The 15803-nt window shown below is 47.8% G+C and carries 19 protein-coding genes and 1 pseudogene; 8 read left to right on the top strand and 12 right to left on the bottom strand.

Annotated elements, in window-relative coordinates:
- Positions 1-139: 139 nt before the first annotated feature.
- On the bottom strand, positions 140-301 hold the full coding sequence (locus C4F37_RS27400) for a hypothetical protein (RefSeq protein WP_000051910.1): 162 nt from the start codon (positions 299-301) through the stop codon (positions 140-142).
- Positions 302-719: 418 nt separating this feature from the next.
- On the opposite strand from C4F37_RS27400, the gene oppA reads away from it, so the two are divergent.
- The 5 genes from oppA (at position 720) to oppF (ending at position 6306) form a co-directional block, all read left to right on the top strand.
- Positions 720-2351, top strand: coding sequence for an oligopeptide ABC transporter substrate-binding protein OppA (gene oppA / locus C4F37_RS19980; RefSeq protein WP_001297114.1), 1632 nt, complete (start codon positions 720-722; stop codon positions 2349-2351).
- Positions 2352-2436: 85 nt separating this feature from the next.
- The gene (oppB, locus tag C4F37_RS19975; protein ID WP_000911112.1) at positions 2437-3357 is read left to right on the top strand and encodes an oligopeptide ABC transporter permease OppB; all 921 of its coding nucleotides are present in this window, start codon (positions 2437-2439) and stop codon (positions 3355-3357) included.
- 14 nt (positions 3358-3371) lie between these two features.
- Positions 3372-4280: an oligopeptide ABC transporter permease OppC gene (gene oppC / locus C4F37_RS19970; RefSeq protein ID WP_001538659.1), complete on the top strand. Its 909-nt coding sequence runs from the start codon at positions 3372-3374 to the stop codon at positions 4278-4280.
- Positions 4281-4291: 11 nt separating this feature from the next.
- Positions 4292-5305: a murein tripeptide/oligopeptide ABC transporter ATP-binding protein OppD gene (gene oppD, locus C4F37_RS19965; RefSeq protein ID WP_000110950.1), complete on the top strand. Its 1014-nt coding sequence runs from the start codon at positions 4292-4294 to the stop codon at positions 5303-5305.
- Positions 5302-6306 (top strand): murein tripeptide/oligopeptide ABC transporter ATP-binding protein OppF, encoded by a 1005-nt coding sequence (oppF, locus tag C4F37_RS19960; RefSeq protein WP_000994905.1) that lies wholly within the window; start codon positions 5302-5304, stop codon positions 6304-6306. Before oppD ends, oppF begins: the two co-directional genes overlap by 4 nt.
- A gap of 52 nt (positions 6307-6358) precedes the next feature.
- Here the strand turns inward: oppF and C4F37_RS19955 are convergent, their stop codons facing one another.
- Both C4F37_RS19955 and cls read right to left on the bottom strand, forming a co-directional pair.
- The gene (locus C4F37_RS19955; RefSeq protein WP_000366959.1) at positions 6359-6688 is read right to left on the bottom strand and encodes an HI1450 family dsDNA-mimic protein; all 330 of its coding nucleotides are present in this window, start codon (positions 6686-6688) and stop codon (positions 6359-6361) included.
- Between the two features lie 34 nt (positions 6689-6722).
- Entirely contained in the window at positions 6723-8183 is a 1461-nt protein-coding gene (gene cls, locus C4F37_RS19950; protein ID WP_000214516.1) for a cardiolipin synthase, read from the bottom strand.
- A 142-nt stretch (positions 8184-8325) separates the two neighbouring features.
- On the opposite strand from cls, the gene C4F37_RS27395 reads away from it, so the two are divergent.
- Positions 8326-8499: a YciY family protein gene (locus C4F37_RS27395; RefSeq protein WP_001309467.1), complete on the top strand. Its 174-nt coding sequence runs from the start codon at positions 8326-8328 to the stop codon at positions 8497-8499.
- 54 nt (positions 8500-8553) lie between these two features.
- Here C4F37_RS27395 and kch read toward each other — a convergent pair whose 3' ends face one another.
- Both kch and C4F37_RS19935 read right to left on the bottom strand, forming a co-directional pair.
- Complete coding sequence (gene kch / locus C4F37_RS19940; RefSeq protein ID WP_001313775.1) at positions 8554-9807, bottom strand: voltage-gated potassium channel protein; 1254 nt, start codon at positions 9805-9807, stop codon at positions 8554-8556.
- Positions 9808-10106: 299 nt separating this feature from the next.
- A complete protein-coding gene (locus tag C4F37_RS19935) occupies positions 10107-10403 on the bottom strand; it encodes a YciI family protein (protein WP_000967595.1) in 297 nt (98 codons plus the stop codon).
- 223 nt (positions 10404-10626) lie between these two features.
- Between C4F37_RS19935 and tonB the strand changes: the two genes are divergently transcribed.
- Entirely contained in the window at positions 10627-11343 is a 717-nt protein-coding gene (gene tonB, locus C4F37_RS19930; protein WP_001538660.1) for a TonB system transport protein TonB, read from the top strand.
- Between the two features lie 39 nt (positions 11344-11382).
- On the opposite strand, the gene yciA is transcribed toward tonB, so the two are convergent.
- From yciA to C4F37_RS19910, 4 genes and pseudogenes are all read right to left on the bottom strand, one after another.
- On the bottom strand, positions 11383-11781 hold the full coding sequence (gene yciA, locus C4F37_RS19925; RefSeq protein WP_000108160.1) for an acyl-CoA thioester hydrolase YciA: 399 nt from the start codon (positions 11779-11781) through the stop codon (positions 11383-11385).
- A gap of 105 nt (positions 11782-11886) precedes the next feature.
- Complete coding sequence (locus tag C4F37_RS19920; protein ID WP_000808672.1) at positions 11887-12426, bottom strand: septation protein A; 540 nt, start codon at positions 12424-12426, stop codon at positions 11887-11889.
- 29 nt (positions 12427-12455) lie between these two features.
- Positions 12456-13199, bottom strand: a complete 744-nt coding sequence (locus C4F37_RS19915) for a YciC family protein (RefSeq protein ID WP_001538661.1) — start codon at positions 13197-13199, stop codon at positions 12456-12458.
- Positions 13200-13226: 27 nt separating this feature from the next.
- Positions 13227-13316: pseudogene (locus C4F37_RS19910) on the bottom strand (YkgJ family cysteine cluster protein); the annotation flags it as partial.
- Between the two features lie 238 nt (positions 13317-13554).
- Here C4F37_RS19910 and ompW point away from each other — a divergent pair.
- Positions 13555-14193, top strand: coding sequence for an outer membrane protein OmpW (ompW, locus tag C4F37_RS19905; RefSeq protein WP_001538662.1), 639 nt, complete (start codon positions 13555-13557; stop codon positions 14191-14193).
- A 45-nt stretch (positions 14194-14238) separates the two neighbouring features.
- On the opposite strand, the gene C4F37_RS19900 is transcribed toward ompW, so the two are convergent.
- From C4F37_RS19900 to C4F37_RS19890, 3 genes are all read right to left on the bottom strand, one after another.
- Entirely contained in the window at positions 14239-15369 is a 1131-nt protein-coding gene (locus C4F37_RS19900) for a phage integrase Arm DNA-binding domain-containing protein (RefSeq protein WP_000113674.1), read from the bottom strand.
- Positions 15347-15595: an excisionase gene (locus C4F37_RS19895; protein ID WP_000113189.1), complete on the bottom strand. Its 249-nt coding sequence runs from the start codon at positions 15593-15595 to the stop codon at positions 15347-15349. Before C4F37_RS19895 ends, C4F37_RS19900 begins: the two co-directional genes overlap by 23 nt.
- A 64-nt stretch (positions 15596-15659) precedes the next feature.
- Positions 15660-15803: 3'-5' exoribonuclease domain-containing protein (locus C4F37_RS19890; RefSeq protein ID WP_136139365.1), on the bottom strand; the 144-nt coding region annotated here is incomplete at its 5' end.

Genomic DNA, 15803 nt, shown 5'->3' with positions numbered 1-15803 from the left:
GAGCTGCCATGCTCCGTTTACTTCGTCATTATTTTTACTTTGTTCCTGCGCAGTTATCAAAAGCAAAAGGAATAGGTAAAAATATTCTTCTCAAATTACAGTTAGTTATAAGGATTTCCTTAACTGCTTCTCCTCACCATCATGTTATTTTCGCCACATCATAATCCTGGGCTTGCTGAAGAATAATTGAAATGATATTAGTAATTCCACTGCCTTTGGTAGAGGAAAGTGCTAAATAATAATCAATTGTTAAATTATTGTGCATTTCACTGCTTGAACTGTAATCAGAAAAGAGAGACATGCTTAACCAACCTCTATTTGATTGAATTGAAAGATGTTTGTTAAGGCATGGATGCAAGCTATAGATTCTGGTACGGTCAATAAAAGAGAATTGCTTAACAATTTTGCAAAATGTATTGGCGAGTAAGAACCGCATTTGGTACTTTCCGGGCAACCGCCAGGCGATTCTTTATTGGTAATGAGAATAATTAACAATTAAAGATCGTCGCGAAAGAATAATGTGTCTCGACAGGGGAGACACAGTACGAATCGACATAAGGTGATCGTCTGAATCACCAGAATAAATAAAGTCGGTGATAGTAATACGTAACGATAAAGTAACCTGACAGCAGAAAGTCTCCGAGCCTGTGCAGGGTCCCAATCCGGGATTACACATGCTGGTTAATACCAGTAATTATAATGAGGGAGTCCAAAAAACAATGACCAACATCACCAAGAGAAGTTTAGTAGCAGCTGGCGTTTTGGCTGCGCTTATGGCAGGGAATGTCGCGCTGGCAGCTGATGTACCCGCAGGTGTCACACTGGCGGAAAAACAAACGCTGGTACGTAACAATGGTTCAGAAGTTCAGTCATTAGATCCGCACAAAATTGAAGGTGTTCCGGAGTCTAATATCAGCCGAGACCTGTTTGAAGGCTTACTGGTCAGCGATCTTGACGGTCATCCGGCACCTGGCGTCGCTGAATCCTGGGATAATAAAGACGCGAAAGTCTGGACCTTCCATTTGCGTAAAGATGCGAAATGGTCTGATGGCACGCCAGTTACAGCACAAGACTTTGTGTATAGCTGGCAACGTTCTGTTGATCCAAACACTGCTTCTCCGTATGCCAGTTATCTGCAATATGGGCATATCGCCGGTATTGATGAAATTCTTGAAGGGAAAAAACCGATTACCGATCTGGGCGTGAAAGCTATTGATGATCACACATTAGAAGTCACCTTAAGTGAACCTGTTCCGTACTTCTATAAATTACTTGTTCACCCATCAACTTCACCGGTGCCAAAAGCCGCTATCGAGAAATTCGGCGAAAAATGGACCCAGCCTGGTAATATCGTCACCAACGGTGCCTATACCTTAAAAGATTGGGTCGTAAACGAACGAATCGTTCTTGAACGCAGCCCGACCTACTGGAACAACGCGAAAACCGTTATTAACCAGGTAACCTATTTGCCTATTGCTTCTGAAGTTACCGATGTCAACCGCTACCGTAGTGGTGAAATCGACATGACTTATAACAACATGCCGATCGAATTGTTCCAGAAGCTGAAAAAAGAGATCCCGGACGAAGTTCACGTTGATCCATACCTGTGCACTTACTATTACGAAATTAACAACCAGAAACCGCCATTTAATGACGTGCGTGTGCGTACCGCACTGAAATTGGGTATGGACCGCGATATCATTGTTAATAAAGTGAAAGCGCAGGGCGACATGCCCGCCTATGGTTACACTCCACCATATACTGATGGCGCAAAATTGACTCAGCCGGAATGGTTTGGCTGGAGCCAGGAAAAACGTAACGAAGAAGCGAAAAAACTGCTGGCTGAAGCGGGTTATACCGCAGACAAACCGTTGACCATCAACCTGTTGTATAACACCTCCGATCTGCATAAAAAGCTGGCGATTGCTGCCTCTTCATTGTGGAAGAAAAACATTGGTGTAAACGTCAAACTGGTTAACCAGGAGTGGAAAACGTTCCTCGACACCCGTCACCAGGGCACTTTTGATGTGGCCCGTGCAGGCTGGTGTGCAGACTACAACGAACCAACTTCTTTCCTGAACACCATGCTGTCGAATAGCTCAATGAATACCGCGCATTATAAGAGCCCGGCCTTTGACAGCATTATGGCGGAAACGCTGAAAGTGACTGACGAGGCGCAGCGTACAGCTCTGTACACTAAAGCAGAACAACAGCTGGATAAGGATTCGGCCATTGTTCCTGTTTATTACTACGTGAATGCGCGTTTGGTGAAACCGTGGGTTGGTGGCTATACCGGCAAAGATCCGCTGGATAATACCTACACCCGGAATATGTACATTGTGAAGCACTAATGGCAATACGTGGGGCAGGAGTGTCCTGCTCCACGGTGTCTGATTTTTATCGCATTACAGAAGGCACAGGCCAGAAGGTAGGGCAATGTTAAAATTTATTCTACGTCGCTGTCTGGAAGCGATTCCGACGCTATTTATTCTTATTACTATTTCGTTCTTTATGATGCGCCTCGCTCCGGGCAGTCCTTTTACCGGCGAACGTACTTTACCACCGGAAGTGATGGCCAATATCGAAGCGAAATATCATCTTAATGATCCGATCATGACTCAGTATTTCAGCTACCTGAAACAACTGGCGCATGGCGATTTCGGTCCATCGTTTAAATATAAAGATTATTCGGTCAATGACCTGGTTGCATCCAGTTTTCCCGTTTCTGCCAAACTGGGAGCCGCAGCATTTTTTCTTGCGGTAATACTGGGTGTTAGTGCTGGCGTTATTGCCGCATTAAAGCAAAACACCAAATGGGACTATACCGTGATGGGGCTGGCAATGACCGGGGTTGTTATCCCCAGTTTTGTGGTTGCGCCATTATTAGTCATGATATTTGCGATCATTTTGCATTGGCTGCCGGGCGGTGGCTGGAATGGTGGAGCGCTTAAATTCATGATATTGCCAATGGTGGCGTTATCACTCGCCTATATCGCCAGTATTGCGCGTATTACCCGTGGTTCTATGATTGAGGTTTTACACTCCAACTTTATTCGTACTGCCCGGGCGAAAGGGTTACCTATGCGGCGGATCATTTTACGCCACGCATTAAAACCTGCTCTGTTACCCGTGCTCTCCTATATGGGGCCCGCATTTGTCGGCATTATTACCGGTTCGATGGTCATCGAAACCATTTATGGTTTACCGGGGATTGGGCAATTGTTCGTTAATGGCGCATTGAACCGTGACTATTCCTTAGTGTTAAGTCTGACCATTCTGGTTGGCGCGTTAACCATTTTGTTTAATGCCATTGTCGATGTGCTATATGCGGTTATCGACCCGAAAATCCGTTACTGATACTGGAGCTCGCGATGATGTTAAGTAAGAAAAACAGCGAGACGCTGGAAAATTTCAGTGAAAAGCTGGAGGTCGAAGGGCGCAGCTTGTGGCAGGACGCACGTCGACGTTTTATGCATAACCGTGCGGCGGTTGCCAGTCTGATAGTGCTGGTGCTGATCGCGTTATTTGTAATCCTGGCACCGATGCTTTCGCAGTTTGCCTATGACGATACTGACTGGGCGATGATGTCCAGCGCCCCGGATATGGAGTCCGGTCACTACTTTGGTACTGACTCATCCGGTCGCGACCTGCTTGTGCGCGTTGCGATTGGCGGGCGTATCTCACTCATGGTCGGTGTTGCTGCGGCACTGGTGGCAGTGGTCGTGGGGACACTTTATGGTTCGCTTTCCGGTTATCTGGGCGGTAAAGTGGATTCGGTAATGATGCGTCTGCTGGAAATCCTCAACTCCTTCCCATTCATGTTCTTCGTCATTTTGCTGGTGACCTTTTTCGGTCAAAACATCCTGCTGATTTTCGTGGCGATTGGCATGGTTTCCTGGCTGGATATGGCTCGTATTGTGCGTGGGCAAACCCTGAGTCTGAAGCGCAAAGAGTTTATTGAGGCGGCACAAGTTGGCGGTGTATCGACGCCGGGCATTGTTATTCGCCACATTGTGCCGAACGTACTCGGTGTGGTGGTGGTCTATGCGTCGCTTCTGGTGCCCAGCATGATCCTCTTTGAATCTTTCCTTAGCTTCCTGGGATTAGGTACGCAAGAGCCGTTAAGCAGCTGGGGTGCATTGCTGAGTGATGGCGCGAACTCGATGGAAGTTTCTCCATGGTTACTGTTGTTCCCAGCGGGACTCCTCGTGGTGACGCTGTTTTGTTTCAACTTTATCGGCGATGGCTTGCGTGATGCCCTCGACCCGAAAGATCGTTAAGGAGTGCAGCCATGAGCGTAATTGAAACTGCAACTGTGCCGCTCGCACAACAACAGGCTGACGCACTGCTGAACGTGAAAGATTTGCGTGTCACCTTTAGTACCCCGGATGGCGACGTCACGGCGGTCAATGATTTGAATTTTTCGCTACGTGCCGGAGAAACGCTGGGCATCGTAGGTGAGTCTGGTTCGGGCAAATCGCAAACCGCATTTGCGTTGATGGGGCTGTTGGCTGCCAACGGACGTATTGGCGGATCGGCAACCTTCAATGGGCGTGAAATCCTCAATTTGCCAGAGCGTGAACTCAATAAACTGCGAGCTGAACAAATCTCAATGATTTTTCAGGACCCAATGACTTCGTTGAATCCCTATATGCGCGTCGGTGAACAGTTGATGGAAGTGCTGATGCTGCATAAGAACATGAGCAAAGCTGAGGCGTTTGAAGAATCGGTGCGGATGCTCGATGCGGTAAAAATGCCGGAAGCGCGTAAACGCATGAAAATGTACCCGCACGAATTTTCTGGCGGCATGCGTCAGCGAGTCATGATTGCGATGGCATTGCTATGTCGACCTAAGCTGCTGATTGCGGATGAACCCACTACTGCGCTGGACGTCACCGTACAGGCGCAGATCATGACGCTATTGAATGAACTGAAGCGGGAATTTAATACCGCCATCATTATGATTACCCACGATCTTGGCGTGGTAGCGGGGATCTGCGACAAAGTGCTGGTAATGTACGCCGGGCGCACGATGGAATATGGCAACGCGCGCGATGTCTTTTATCAACCCGTACATCCTTATTCTATCGGTTTGCTCAACGCGGTGCCGCGTCTCGATGCGGAAGGTGAAACAATGTTGACTATTCCGGGTAATCCGCCAAACCTGCTGCGATTACCGAAAGGTTGCCCGTTCCAGCCACGTTGTCCGCATGCGATGGACATTTGTAGTAGCGCACCGCCGCTGGAAGAGTTTACGCCTGGCCGTCTGCGTGCTTGCTTTAAACCGGTGGAGGAACTGTTATGAATGCTGTAACCGAAGGAAGAAAAGTCCTCCTCGAAATCGCCGATCTGAAAGTGCACTTTGAAATCAAAGATGGCAAACAGTGGTTCTGGCAACCGCCGAAAACGCTCAAAGCCGTCGATGGTGTAACTCTTCGCCTGTATGAAGGGGAAACATTAGGTGTGGTAGGGGAATCGGGATGCGGTAAGTCCACCTTTGCTCGCGCCATCATTGGCCTGGTTAAAGCGACCGACGGTCATGTTGCCTGGTTAGGTAAAGAGTTGCTGGGCATGAAGCCCGATGAATGGCGTGCCGTACGCAGTGATATCCAGATGATTTTCCAGGATCCGTTGGCATCGCTGAACCCGCGTATGACCATCGGCGAGATCATCGCTGAACCACTGCGTACTTATCATCCGAAAATGTCACGCCAGGAAGTTCGCGAGCGCGTGAAGGCGATGATGCTGAAAGTCGGTTTGTTGCCTAACCTGATTAACCGCTATCCGCATGAGTTCTCCGGTGGGCAGTGCCAGCGTATCGGGATTGCTCGTGCTCTTATTCTTGAACCGAAGCTGATTATCTGTGATGAGCCGGTGTCGGCGCTGGACGTGTCAATTCAGGCGCAGGTGGTCAACCTGCTCCAGCAGTTGCAACGTGAGATGGGATTGTCATTAATTTTTATCGCTCACGACTTGGCCGTGGTAAAACACATTTCCGATCGTGTGCTGGTGATGTATCTCGGCCATGCGGTAGAACTGGGGACCTATGATGAGGTCTACCACAATCCGCTACATCCTTACACCAGGGCATTGATGTCGGCAGTCCCCATACCTGATCCGGATCTGGAGAAGAACAAAACCATCCAGTTACTGGAAGGGGAATTACCGTCGCCGATCAACCCGCCTTCCGGTTGTGTTTTCCGTACCCGTTGTCCGATTGCCGGTCCGGAGTGCGCCAAAACACGTCCTGTGCTGGAAGGGAGTTTCAGACACGCCGTTTCTTGCCTGAAAGTCGATCCGCTTTAAAAGCAATAAGGGCTGACAGTTGTCAGCCCTTATTCACGTCAAAAGCGATTATTTATTCCCGCCAGATGATATGGCAAAGTTTGTGATCTTTTTCGCGGCATAACAGAATGCGCGCGAAAACATCGTTGATTTCACCATCTTCACTGTCCGCCAGACCAATCACCACTTCGGCAAAAAAGTCCGGGTTCAAATCGAAATCAACATGTTCCTGCCAGTCTTCCGCCGGATCGAATAACTCCGCGCCGCCGCGCTCTTCAAACTGAAGATTGAACAGCAGAACATCAGCTGGATCGAGATTGTCGGCAGCCAGTTCGAGAAAAATATCGTAGGCCTGCTCAAGCGTTTCATCTTCAGTCAGGCGATTGTTTAGATCCATATCCATAGTCACTACCTGTTTAACCTCTGTTGGCGACGTTTTACAGCAACGGGCTGAAGAAGTAAAACAGTCGCTCGGCGACACGTTGCCATAATGGACGTTTTAGCCATAAACGGGCATCGAGCAGACGAGAACGCGAAATATAATCGTCCTGAACGGCGGCGAGGTCTGCACCAAAACCTTTATCGTCGATTGCCAGGGTAATCTCGAAATTTAGCCACAGACTACGCATATCAAGGTTAACGGTGCCAACCAGACTTAGTTCACCATCGACCAGCACGCTCTTGGTATGCAGTAACCCGCCTTCAAACTGATAAATTTTAACCCCAGCAGCCAGCAGTTCTGTAAAGAATGCGCGACTGGCCCAGCCGACCAGCATCGAGTCATTTTTTCGCGGAAGGATAATACTGACATCCACCCCGCGCTGCGCCGCCGTGCAAATCGCATGAAGTAAATCATCGCTTGGCACAAAATAGGGCGTTGTCATGATCAAATATTCACGAGCCGAATAAGCAGCAGTCAATAATGCCTGGTGAATGAGATCTTCCGGAAAGCCGGGGCCAGAAGCAATTGTGTGAATAGTGTGACCGCTGGCCTGCTCAAACGGCATAATATTGACATCTGGTGGCGGCGGCAGAATACGTTTCCCGGTTTCAATCTCCCAGTCGCAGGAATAAATAATCCCCATCGCGGTGGCGATGGGGCCTTCCATACGCGCCATCAGATCAATCCATTGCCCTACGCCCGCATCTTGTTTGAAGTAGCGAGGGTCGACCATATTCATGCTGCCGGTGTACGCGATGTAATTATCAATCATGATCATCTTGCGATGTTGGCGCAGGTCCATACGGCGTAAAAACACACGCATCAGATTGACCTTTAAGGCTTCGACAACTTCAATACCAGCATTACGCATTAGCTCGGGCCACGGGCTGCGGAAAAAAGCCACACTCCCGGCGGAGTCGAGCATCAATCGGCAATGAATACCACGCCGTGCAGCGGCCATTAATGATTCAGCCACCTGGTCCGCCATGCCGCCGGGCTGCCAGATATAAAACACCATCTCAATATTATGGCGCGCGAGCTGGATGTCGCGGATTAACGCCTGCATCACATCATCTGACTCGGTCATCAGTTGTAGCTGATTCCCTTTGACCCCAGCGATCCCCTGACGACGCTCGCAAAGCTTGAATAATGGCGCAGCGACACTGCTATTTTCTTCGGCGAAGATATGCTTACAGGCTTTAAGGTCGTTAAGCCATTTTGCGGTGGAAGGCCACATCGCTCTGGCGCGTTCAGCGCGGCGTTTGCCTAAATGGAGCTCGCCAACGGCAAGATAGGCAATAATTCCGACTAACGGCAGAATGTAAATAATCAACAGCCAGGCCATCGCGGAGGGAACTGCGCGTCGTTTCATTAGAATGCGTAAAGTTACGCCTGCAATGAGCAACCAGTATCCCAGAATGGCCAACCAACTCACCAACGTATAAACGGTTGTCATAGATTAGAAATCCTTTTGAAAGCGCATTGTTATGAGTTTACGCATATGGATTCATCTGGCAAATAAAAACGCGGGAAAAGCACTGGTCAGCGTCAGGGGCGGGGGTATAATGACCATTCTGTTGTTGCATAGAGTAGTTAACATGAAGCGGAGTAGAACGGAAGTGGGGCGCTGGCGCATGCAGCGTCAGGCTAGCCGACGTAAATCGCGTTGGCTTGAGGGGCAGTCGCGCCGAAATATGCGTATCCACAGCATCAGGAAGTGCATTCTAAACAAACAGCGTAACTCGTTATTGTTTGCGATCTACAATATCTAAATGTACTGGGCACCATTGCGGTGCCCAATAAGTTTACTCTTCCGTCTTTAAACTCTATTTTTGCGCCGACTCTTTACTGTCAGCTTTCGTTTCTTGTTCATCGTTATCGCTGAAAATGCCATGACCGGAGTTCAACAACATTGAAACGAGCATATCATTATTAATCTCTTCACCATTTAAAACTCGCGCCAGAATTTCGCTGCCAAACAGTTGTGGTGAGAGAATGATATCCGGATGTACCATCTTAATCTTATTCAGGTTTTTGCTATCACTGACGGCGAGAACTGTTTTGACATCACTGCTCATATCTTTTGCCGAGAGTACAACAAACGCGTTATCTGCATCGTTATCACTCAGCGCCAGAATGGCCCGGCAACGATCGATTCCCGCTTTCTTTAACACTGAACTGTCATTACTGTCACCGGGGATAACATCGGCGTTATCGCCTAAGCGTTGCTCAAGTTGCTTGATATCATCTTCAGGCAAGTTGCTGATAACCGTTACGTTTTGTCCGCGTTGATTCAGTTGCAGAATCGTATTGATGGCGAGAATCGAATGTCCGCAAACAATAAAATGATCTTTACGATGCATTGTATGATTGTTTCCTTTTACAAGTTTGTTGAATCCCCCGCGGATAAGCGGACCAAAAATTGAGGTCATAGATGTGGCAAAAACGGTAATGCCGGAAATAATGACCGAAATAGTGAACAATCGTGCTGATTCAGAAACAGGGACAATATCGCCATAGCCGACGGTTGACATGGTTTCTATCGAAAAATAGAACGCGGTCATCAAACTTTCTATTCGCGGATTAAAACCTTCGCTTAAATAAAGCGCACCGTAAGTGGAGTAAAACAGTAACGTCGTGAAACTAATAAATGCGAAAATTGTCCCGGCTGCTGCGCTACTGTGGGAGAAGTCTTTGCGCAGTATCAGCAAAAACACCAGCGTAAAAATGCAAAATCCAATACTAAATTTCAGCCAGGGATAAAAATGCAGAGTGTAAATTAGCGCTATCAACAACAAAATGATACTGATTGCCCATGCGAGCTTTGCCCGGAACAGTAAGCCAATGGAGTTCAGGACAAGAAATACGCCGAGCATAAATAGTGGGGCGTTTGCCAGCAAGGAGAGATCCAGCTCTGAAAATGCTTTGATATGGAAAATATCAAGCAAATTGACCGACATACCATAGATTGTTTTAAAAATAAGCAATCCATTTAAAAAGACGGCCAGCGCGAGAATGTCGTGCCGTAGGGTCACCCATAACTTTGTTGCTGTTTGTTTGAATGTAGTCCAGTGACTCACTGATACCTCTGTAACCACAATTTTGTTTAATTATCTCAACGTGCACATTTTCTGAACATACATGCGGCGCGTGAATGTGTTAAACAATAGTAGATGACTTTATCCGCAGTAATCAAAGGTTTTGAGTGAGCAACTCTGCGTCAGGAAAAGGCATTTTCCTGAATATGTTCACATCATATAAAGAAATACAGATAAAGTTATTATCTGCTTGTGGTGGTGAATGCACTGACCGACCTATAAGGAAAGGCCAAACAAGAACACGGTTGCAAAAACCGTGCCCTTAAATATTGAATCTCTATTCAGAACACTTTCTTAAATGGTTTCACTGAAACGTGTTCATAGACTCCTGCCGCTACGTACGGGTCAGCATCGGCCCAGGCCTGAGCTGCTTCCAGCGACTCAAATTCAGCAATAACGGTTGAGCCAGTAAATCCCGCAGCCCCTGGATCGTTACTGTCTACCGCTGGCATTGGACCGGCGGTCAACAAACGACCTTCATCATGCAGTAACTGTAAACGTGCTAAATGTGCCGGACGAACGGAAAGGCGTTTTTCGAGGCTATCAGCTTTGTCTTGAGCGTAAATAACATACAACACGGGCACAACTCCTTGTTCGGGAAAGTTGTAAAGTACGTTATTTGAAAGGGCGAAGATCTGCAACGGAAAGATGATGTCTTTGTTAAGACCATGCATAAAGTAAGGTCAATTACGCCAAAAATGACATTTTCACTGATCCTGATCGTCTTGCCTTATTGAATATGATTGCTATTTGCATTTAAAATCGGGGCCTGGTTTTTCTACTGAAATGATTATGACTTCAATGACCCTTGATTTACCTCGCCGCTTCCCATGGCCGACGTTACTTTCGGTCTGCATTCATGGTGCTGTTGTGGCGGGTCTGCTCTATACCTCGGTACATCAGGTTATTGAACTACCTGCGCCTGCGCAGCCGATTTCTGTCACGATGGTTGCGCCTGCTGATCTTGAACCGCCACAAGCCGTTCAGCCACCACCGGAGCCGGTGGTAGAGCCAGAACCGGAACCTGAGCCGATCCCTGAACCGCCAAAAGAAGCTCCGGTGGTCATTGAAAAGCCGAAGCCGAAACCTAAGCCAAAACCGAAGCCGGTGAAAAAGGTGGAGCAGCCAAAACGCGATGTCAAACCCGTAGAGTCGCGTCCGGCATCACCGTTTGAAAATACGACACCCGCGCGCCCGACATCAAGTACGGCAACGGCTGCAACCAGCAAGCCGGTTACCAGTGTGGCTTCAGGACCACGCGCATTAAGCCGTAATCAGCCGCAGTATCCGGCACGAGCACAGGCATTGCGCATTGAAGGGCAGGTTAAAGTTAAATTTGATGTCACGCCAGATGGTCGCGTGGATAACGTACAAATCCTCTCAGCCAAGCCTGCAAACATGTTTGAGCGTGAGGTGAAAAATGCGATGCGCAGATGGCGTTATGAGCCGGGTAAGCCAGGCAGTGGGATTGTGGTGAATATCCTGTTTAAAATTAACGGCACTACCGAAATTCAGTAAGCATAAAGTCAAAAGCCTCCGATCGGAGGCTTTTGATTATTACTCAACGGGTAAGGCGCGAGGTTTTCCTTCGGGATCAACCGCGACATACTTAAATAATGCTTCTGTTGCTTTATAGCGTTGCCCGATTGGTTCAGACGCCACTTTTTTCACCCACACTTCAATATTAATGCTGACTGATGTCGTCCCTTTCTGGACACAGCGTGCATAGCAGCACACCACATCCCCGACCGCAACCGGCCGTAAGAAAGTCATTCCTTCAACCCGCACGGTCACTACACGACCGTGGGCAATTTCTTTCGCCAGAATAGCGCCGCCAATATCCATTTGTGACATTAACCAACCACCAAAGATGTCACCATTGGCATTGGTATCGGCGGGCATGGCTAAAGTACGTAAAACAAGATCGCCCTGAGGGACGTTATGTGTTGTAGACATGGTAAAACCGACTTAAAAGGAAAATCACAGGCGCGATGCTACTATGATTTTCCTGAGGAGAACAGAGGAGATACAGCGCCAGCCCCTGAAGGACTGGCAGTCTGGTTAGGATTTATCTTCCTGCGGCATGTGGCGGTAGATATAGATACCGCTTAACAATGTGAAGATTAAGGTAAGGGCGGTCAGGCCAAAGACTTTAAAGTTGACCCAAATATTTTGCGGCAGCCAGAATGCGATGTAGATGTTTGCCAGACCGCAAAGGATAAAGAAAACAGCCCAGGCCAGATTCAGCTTCGACCATACCGATTGCGGCAGGGTGAGTTCTTTACCCAGCATCCGCTGAATTAGCGGCTTTTTCATCACCCATTGGCTGACTAACAGGGCACCCGCAAACAGGGCATAAATGACAGTAACCTTCCATTTAATAAACTCATCATTGTGGAAGAACAGCGTTAAGCCACCGAAGACGACCACCAGAACAAAAGTGATCAGGGCCATCTTCTCAACCTTACGAAAGCGAACCCAGCTATATATAAGCACAATCGCCGTGGCGACGATGAGCGCCGCAGTAGCCGCATAGATGTCATAAATCTTGTAAAACGCGAAAAAGACAACCAGCGGTAAAAAATCAAGAAACTGCTTCATTTTACGATTCCGTAATCAAATGCTTAAGGTTATTGGCGAATCAACATATACAGGCGGAACAGATAGATGAGCAATACGGCTGAAATCAGGTTGCTCAAGGTGTTCGCCAGTACGGCACCAATTTCCGGGGTTAATGCGGCAAAAGAAGAGGCAAAAAGCAGCAACAGTGTTTTTGCCAGCAACCAGCTCAGTACTGCGGGTGCCACCAGACGTATATTCGCCCATGTCAGCCGCATACTGCTACGCATCGAGGCAAAAACGCCCATTTTGTCCTGTACCAGCATCACCGGTGCCAGAGCCAGTAAAATGGCCATGATAATTCCCGGAACGACCACCAGCATGATGCCAATCTGTACTAAAAGGGTAGTCAGAAAAATCAGAATAAATAACTTTGGCAATATCGGCGCACTGGCACCAATAGCTCGCAGTGCACTGACTCTCTGACCCGCAGACACCAGCTGGATAATTAATATTACGCCCCCGGCGAGAATGGCGTTACCGATTAATCCTGAAAAAGTGGACGCCGCTGAAGCCTGCAGCAAAATTTGTTGCTGTTCCGGTGACATATTCTGAACCAGGTCGAACAACCCACTACTGCCGCTAACGGGTACGCCGTCATTGAGCTGCGCAAGCTGTGCATCACTGGGTGAGAAAACATGCCCTAACACCACTGTGATAAACGCACATAGCAACGATACCAACAGAATGGTCATAAATTGATTACGGAAAAAATTTCCGGTGTCACGGTATACGGACTGCGCCGTGATAGACATGCACTCTCCTTGAGTTTTATGCAGGTGTTAATTAGCGGGCAATTGTACCCTGGTTAAGCCCCGGGTGGCAGCATCAGGTCTTGTATGGAAAAGCATATCTTTGTAAAGCGGAGGTAATTGCTGGCCTTCAGGCGTGGGCAAACCGCTGCAAGTGGCGAGCGAGTTAATATTTGCGTAGCGAAATATATAAAAATTGATTTAAATCACATTAACCAGGATTTTCAATGCAACTTCTAAATTAATCCAGATCAATAAAGGGTGAATTACCATATGTAATGTGATCTGTGTAGGATCATTTGTTACCCCAATGTGGGTATATTCGTCACGTTTTTATAACCATAACGACGGAGCGGATATGAAAAAGTTAACAGTGGCGGCTTTGGCAGTAGCAACTCTTCTCTCTGGCAGTGCCTTTGCGCATGAAGCCGGCGAATTTTTTATGCGTGCAGGTTCTGCAACCGTACGTCCAACAGAAGGTGCTGGTGGTACGTTAGGAAGTCTGGGTGGATTCAGCGTGACCAATAACACTCAACTGGGCCTGACGTTTACTTATATGGCGACCGACAACATTGGTGTGGAATTACTGGCGGCATCGCCGTTTCGTCATAAAGTTGGCACAGCCACTACCGGGGATATTGCAACTGTCCACCATTTACCGCCAACACTGATGGCACAATGGTATTTTGGCGATTCAGGCAGTAAATTCCGTCCTTACATTGGTGCGGGTATTAACTACACCACCTTTTTTAATAATGACTTCAATGACACCGGTGAAGGTCTTGGTTTATCTGACCTTAGTCTGAAGGATTCATGGGGCGTGGCGGGGCAAGTAGGTCTGGATTATCTCATCAACCGTGACTGGTTGCTGAATATGTCGGTCTGGTACATGGATATCGATACCACGGCTAAGTACAAATCTGGTGTTACTACCGTAAAAGACTCGGTACGACTGGATCCGTGGGTGTTTATGTTCTCCGCAGGATATCGTTTTTAATTTTCTCTGCAAAACCTCTGCAAAACCCCTCTGCAAAACTGGTCATCAAATGACCAGTTTTTTCCATTCCTTACCGCGTGCGTCGTTGTAAATATCGGTCATTTTTTGATTCGAATGGCCCAGCAAAATTTTGGTATCAACCCCCTGCTCTCTGAACAATCGCTCTGATAAAGATCTCTGCTCATGGAAAGAGGGTGGGGTGCCATTAGCACGCCAGTTGTAATCCACAGAATCCCGGGCTTTTTTAAATGCAACGGTTAATGTTGCTGGCTTAACCATCCCGCCGCGCTTAGCTGTCCCTTTCGCGTGATGGTGGTGCAATAGCCACGGACTAAGAACGCAATCGCGGCAGGATGACACTACATCATCCAGGGTGAGATTTAATTTATCGCAACGCAGAGCCAGAGGGATGGCAATCCGGGTTCCTGTTTTTTGCTGTTCGACATGAAGATAACCATCCCGGATATCCGAAAATTGCATTTTGCAAATATCTGAAAGGCGCTGGCCTGTCATCAGTGCCAGCAGCATACCGCGCTGTAAAAAGTAACCATCCTTTTCCGCTGCGTTATAAATCATCATCCACTCATCAAAAGTCAGTCGCTGTCTTGATATCCGCACCTGCGGTTTTTTTGCCGATTCTGCAGGGTTAAAGCCTGGCGGGACATCGCCCGTTTGCTGAGCTTCCCGGAAAACATCGATCAGTACTTTCCTGAAAATTTGTCCCATTCTGTTATGTCCTCTGGCCTTGTACTCTTCCAGTACTGATACCACATCTTTTACGGTTATGGCATCTAACGGTCTGGTGCCAAAACGTTCATCAAATACCCTGAGAGGGGCCGCTTTCTGTTTCAGCGTGTTGAGTTTGATCTCGCCGTTTTCATATCTTTCCTGTTGAATTTTTCTGTAATTATTCAGAAAAATGGTAACGGTTGATGAACCGCCGGTATCACTAATAATTTTCTCCTGCAGACTGAGCATTTGTTCCATTTGCTGCCGGGCAAGACGGCTGTTCGCTTCTGCTGCAATAGTTTCTGCCAGTTTCTGGTCAATACTGCCGAGACCGTGATTTTTGCCTGTTATGGGATGCCTGTAACGCCAGTAAACTTTGTTATTTCTTTTGTCAAAATACGGAGATAATCCCGGAACATCGGTTTTATATTTTCGCGGGCGCGCCATCTTCCAGTATCCTCTTCAAAGCAGGGTGATCTGTGGCGATCACCTCCGGCTTGTTTACCATTCCGACAAAGCGAGCTTGCGGATCCACTCGCCAGCGTCTTCCAACTTTTTTGGGGAGAGGAAATATCATTCCGGCTTTAGCGTATTTACTTAACGTACTCGGAGTTGGGACCGGTTCACTGAATTCCTCTTTTGCCCACTCAGTGAGCAGAATAAGTCTTGCCATGAGCGTCGTTCGCTAATCATGGTCGCCGCCACTATAGCTGGTGGGCAACGACCGGGGTTGAACATTAAAAATCAGCCTGATTCGGGATCAGTTTTTGCCAGATAACTGAAACGTATTTTGCCTGGTAACGGGCGTCATCAAGTGCATTATGGCGCTCACCTTCGAATGGAATAGCCGTTCTGGCATCGAAGTCTATGGCTTTCCCCAG

The sequence above is a fragment of the Escherichia sp. R1 genome (assembly GCF_003000935.1).
In the GTDB taxonomy this organism is placed as follows: domain Bacteria; phylum Pseudomonadota; class Gammaproteobacteria; order Enterobacterales; family Enterobacteriaceae; genus Escherichia; species Escherichia coli.
The sequence above is the reverse complement of the archived record's forward strand: the minus strand, read 5'-3'. Positions and strand labels throughout refer to the sequence as shown.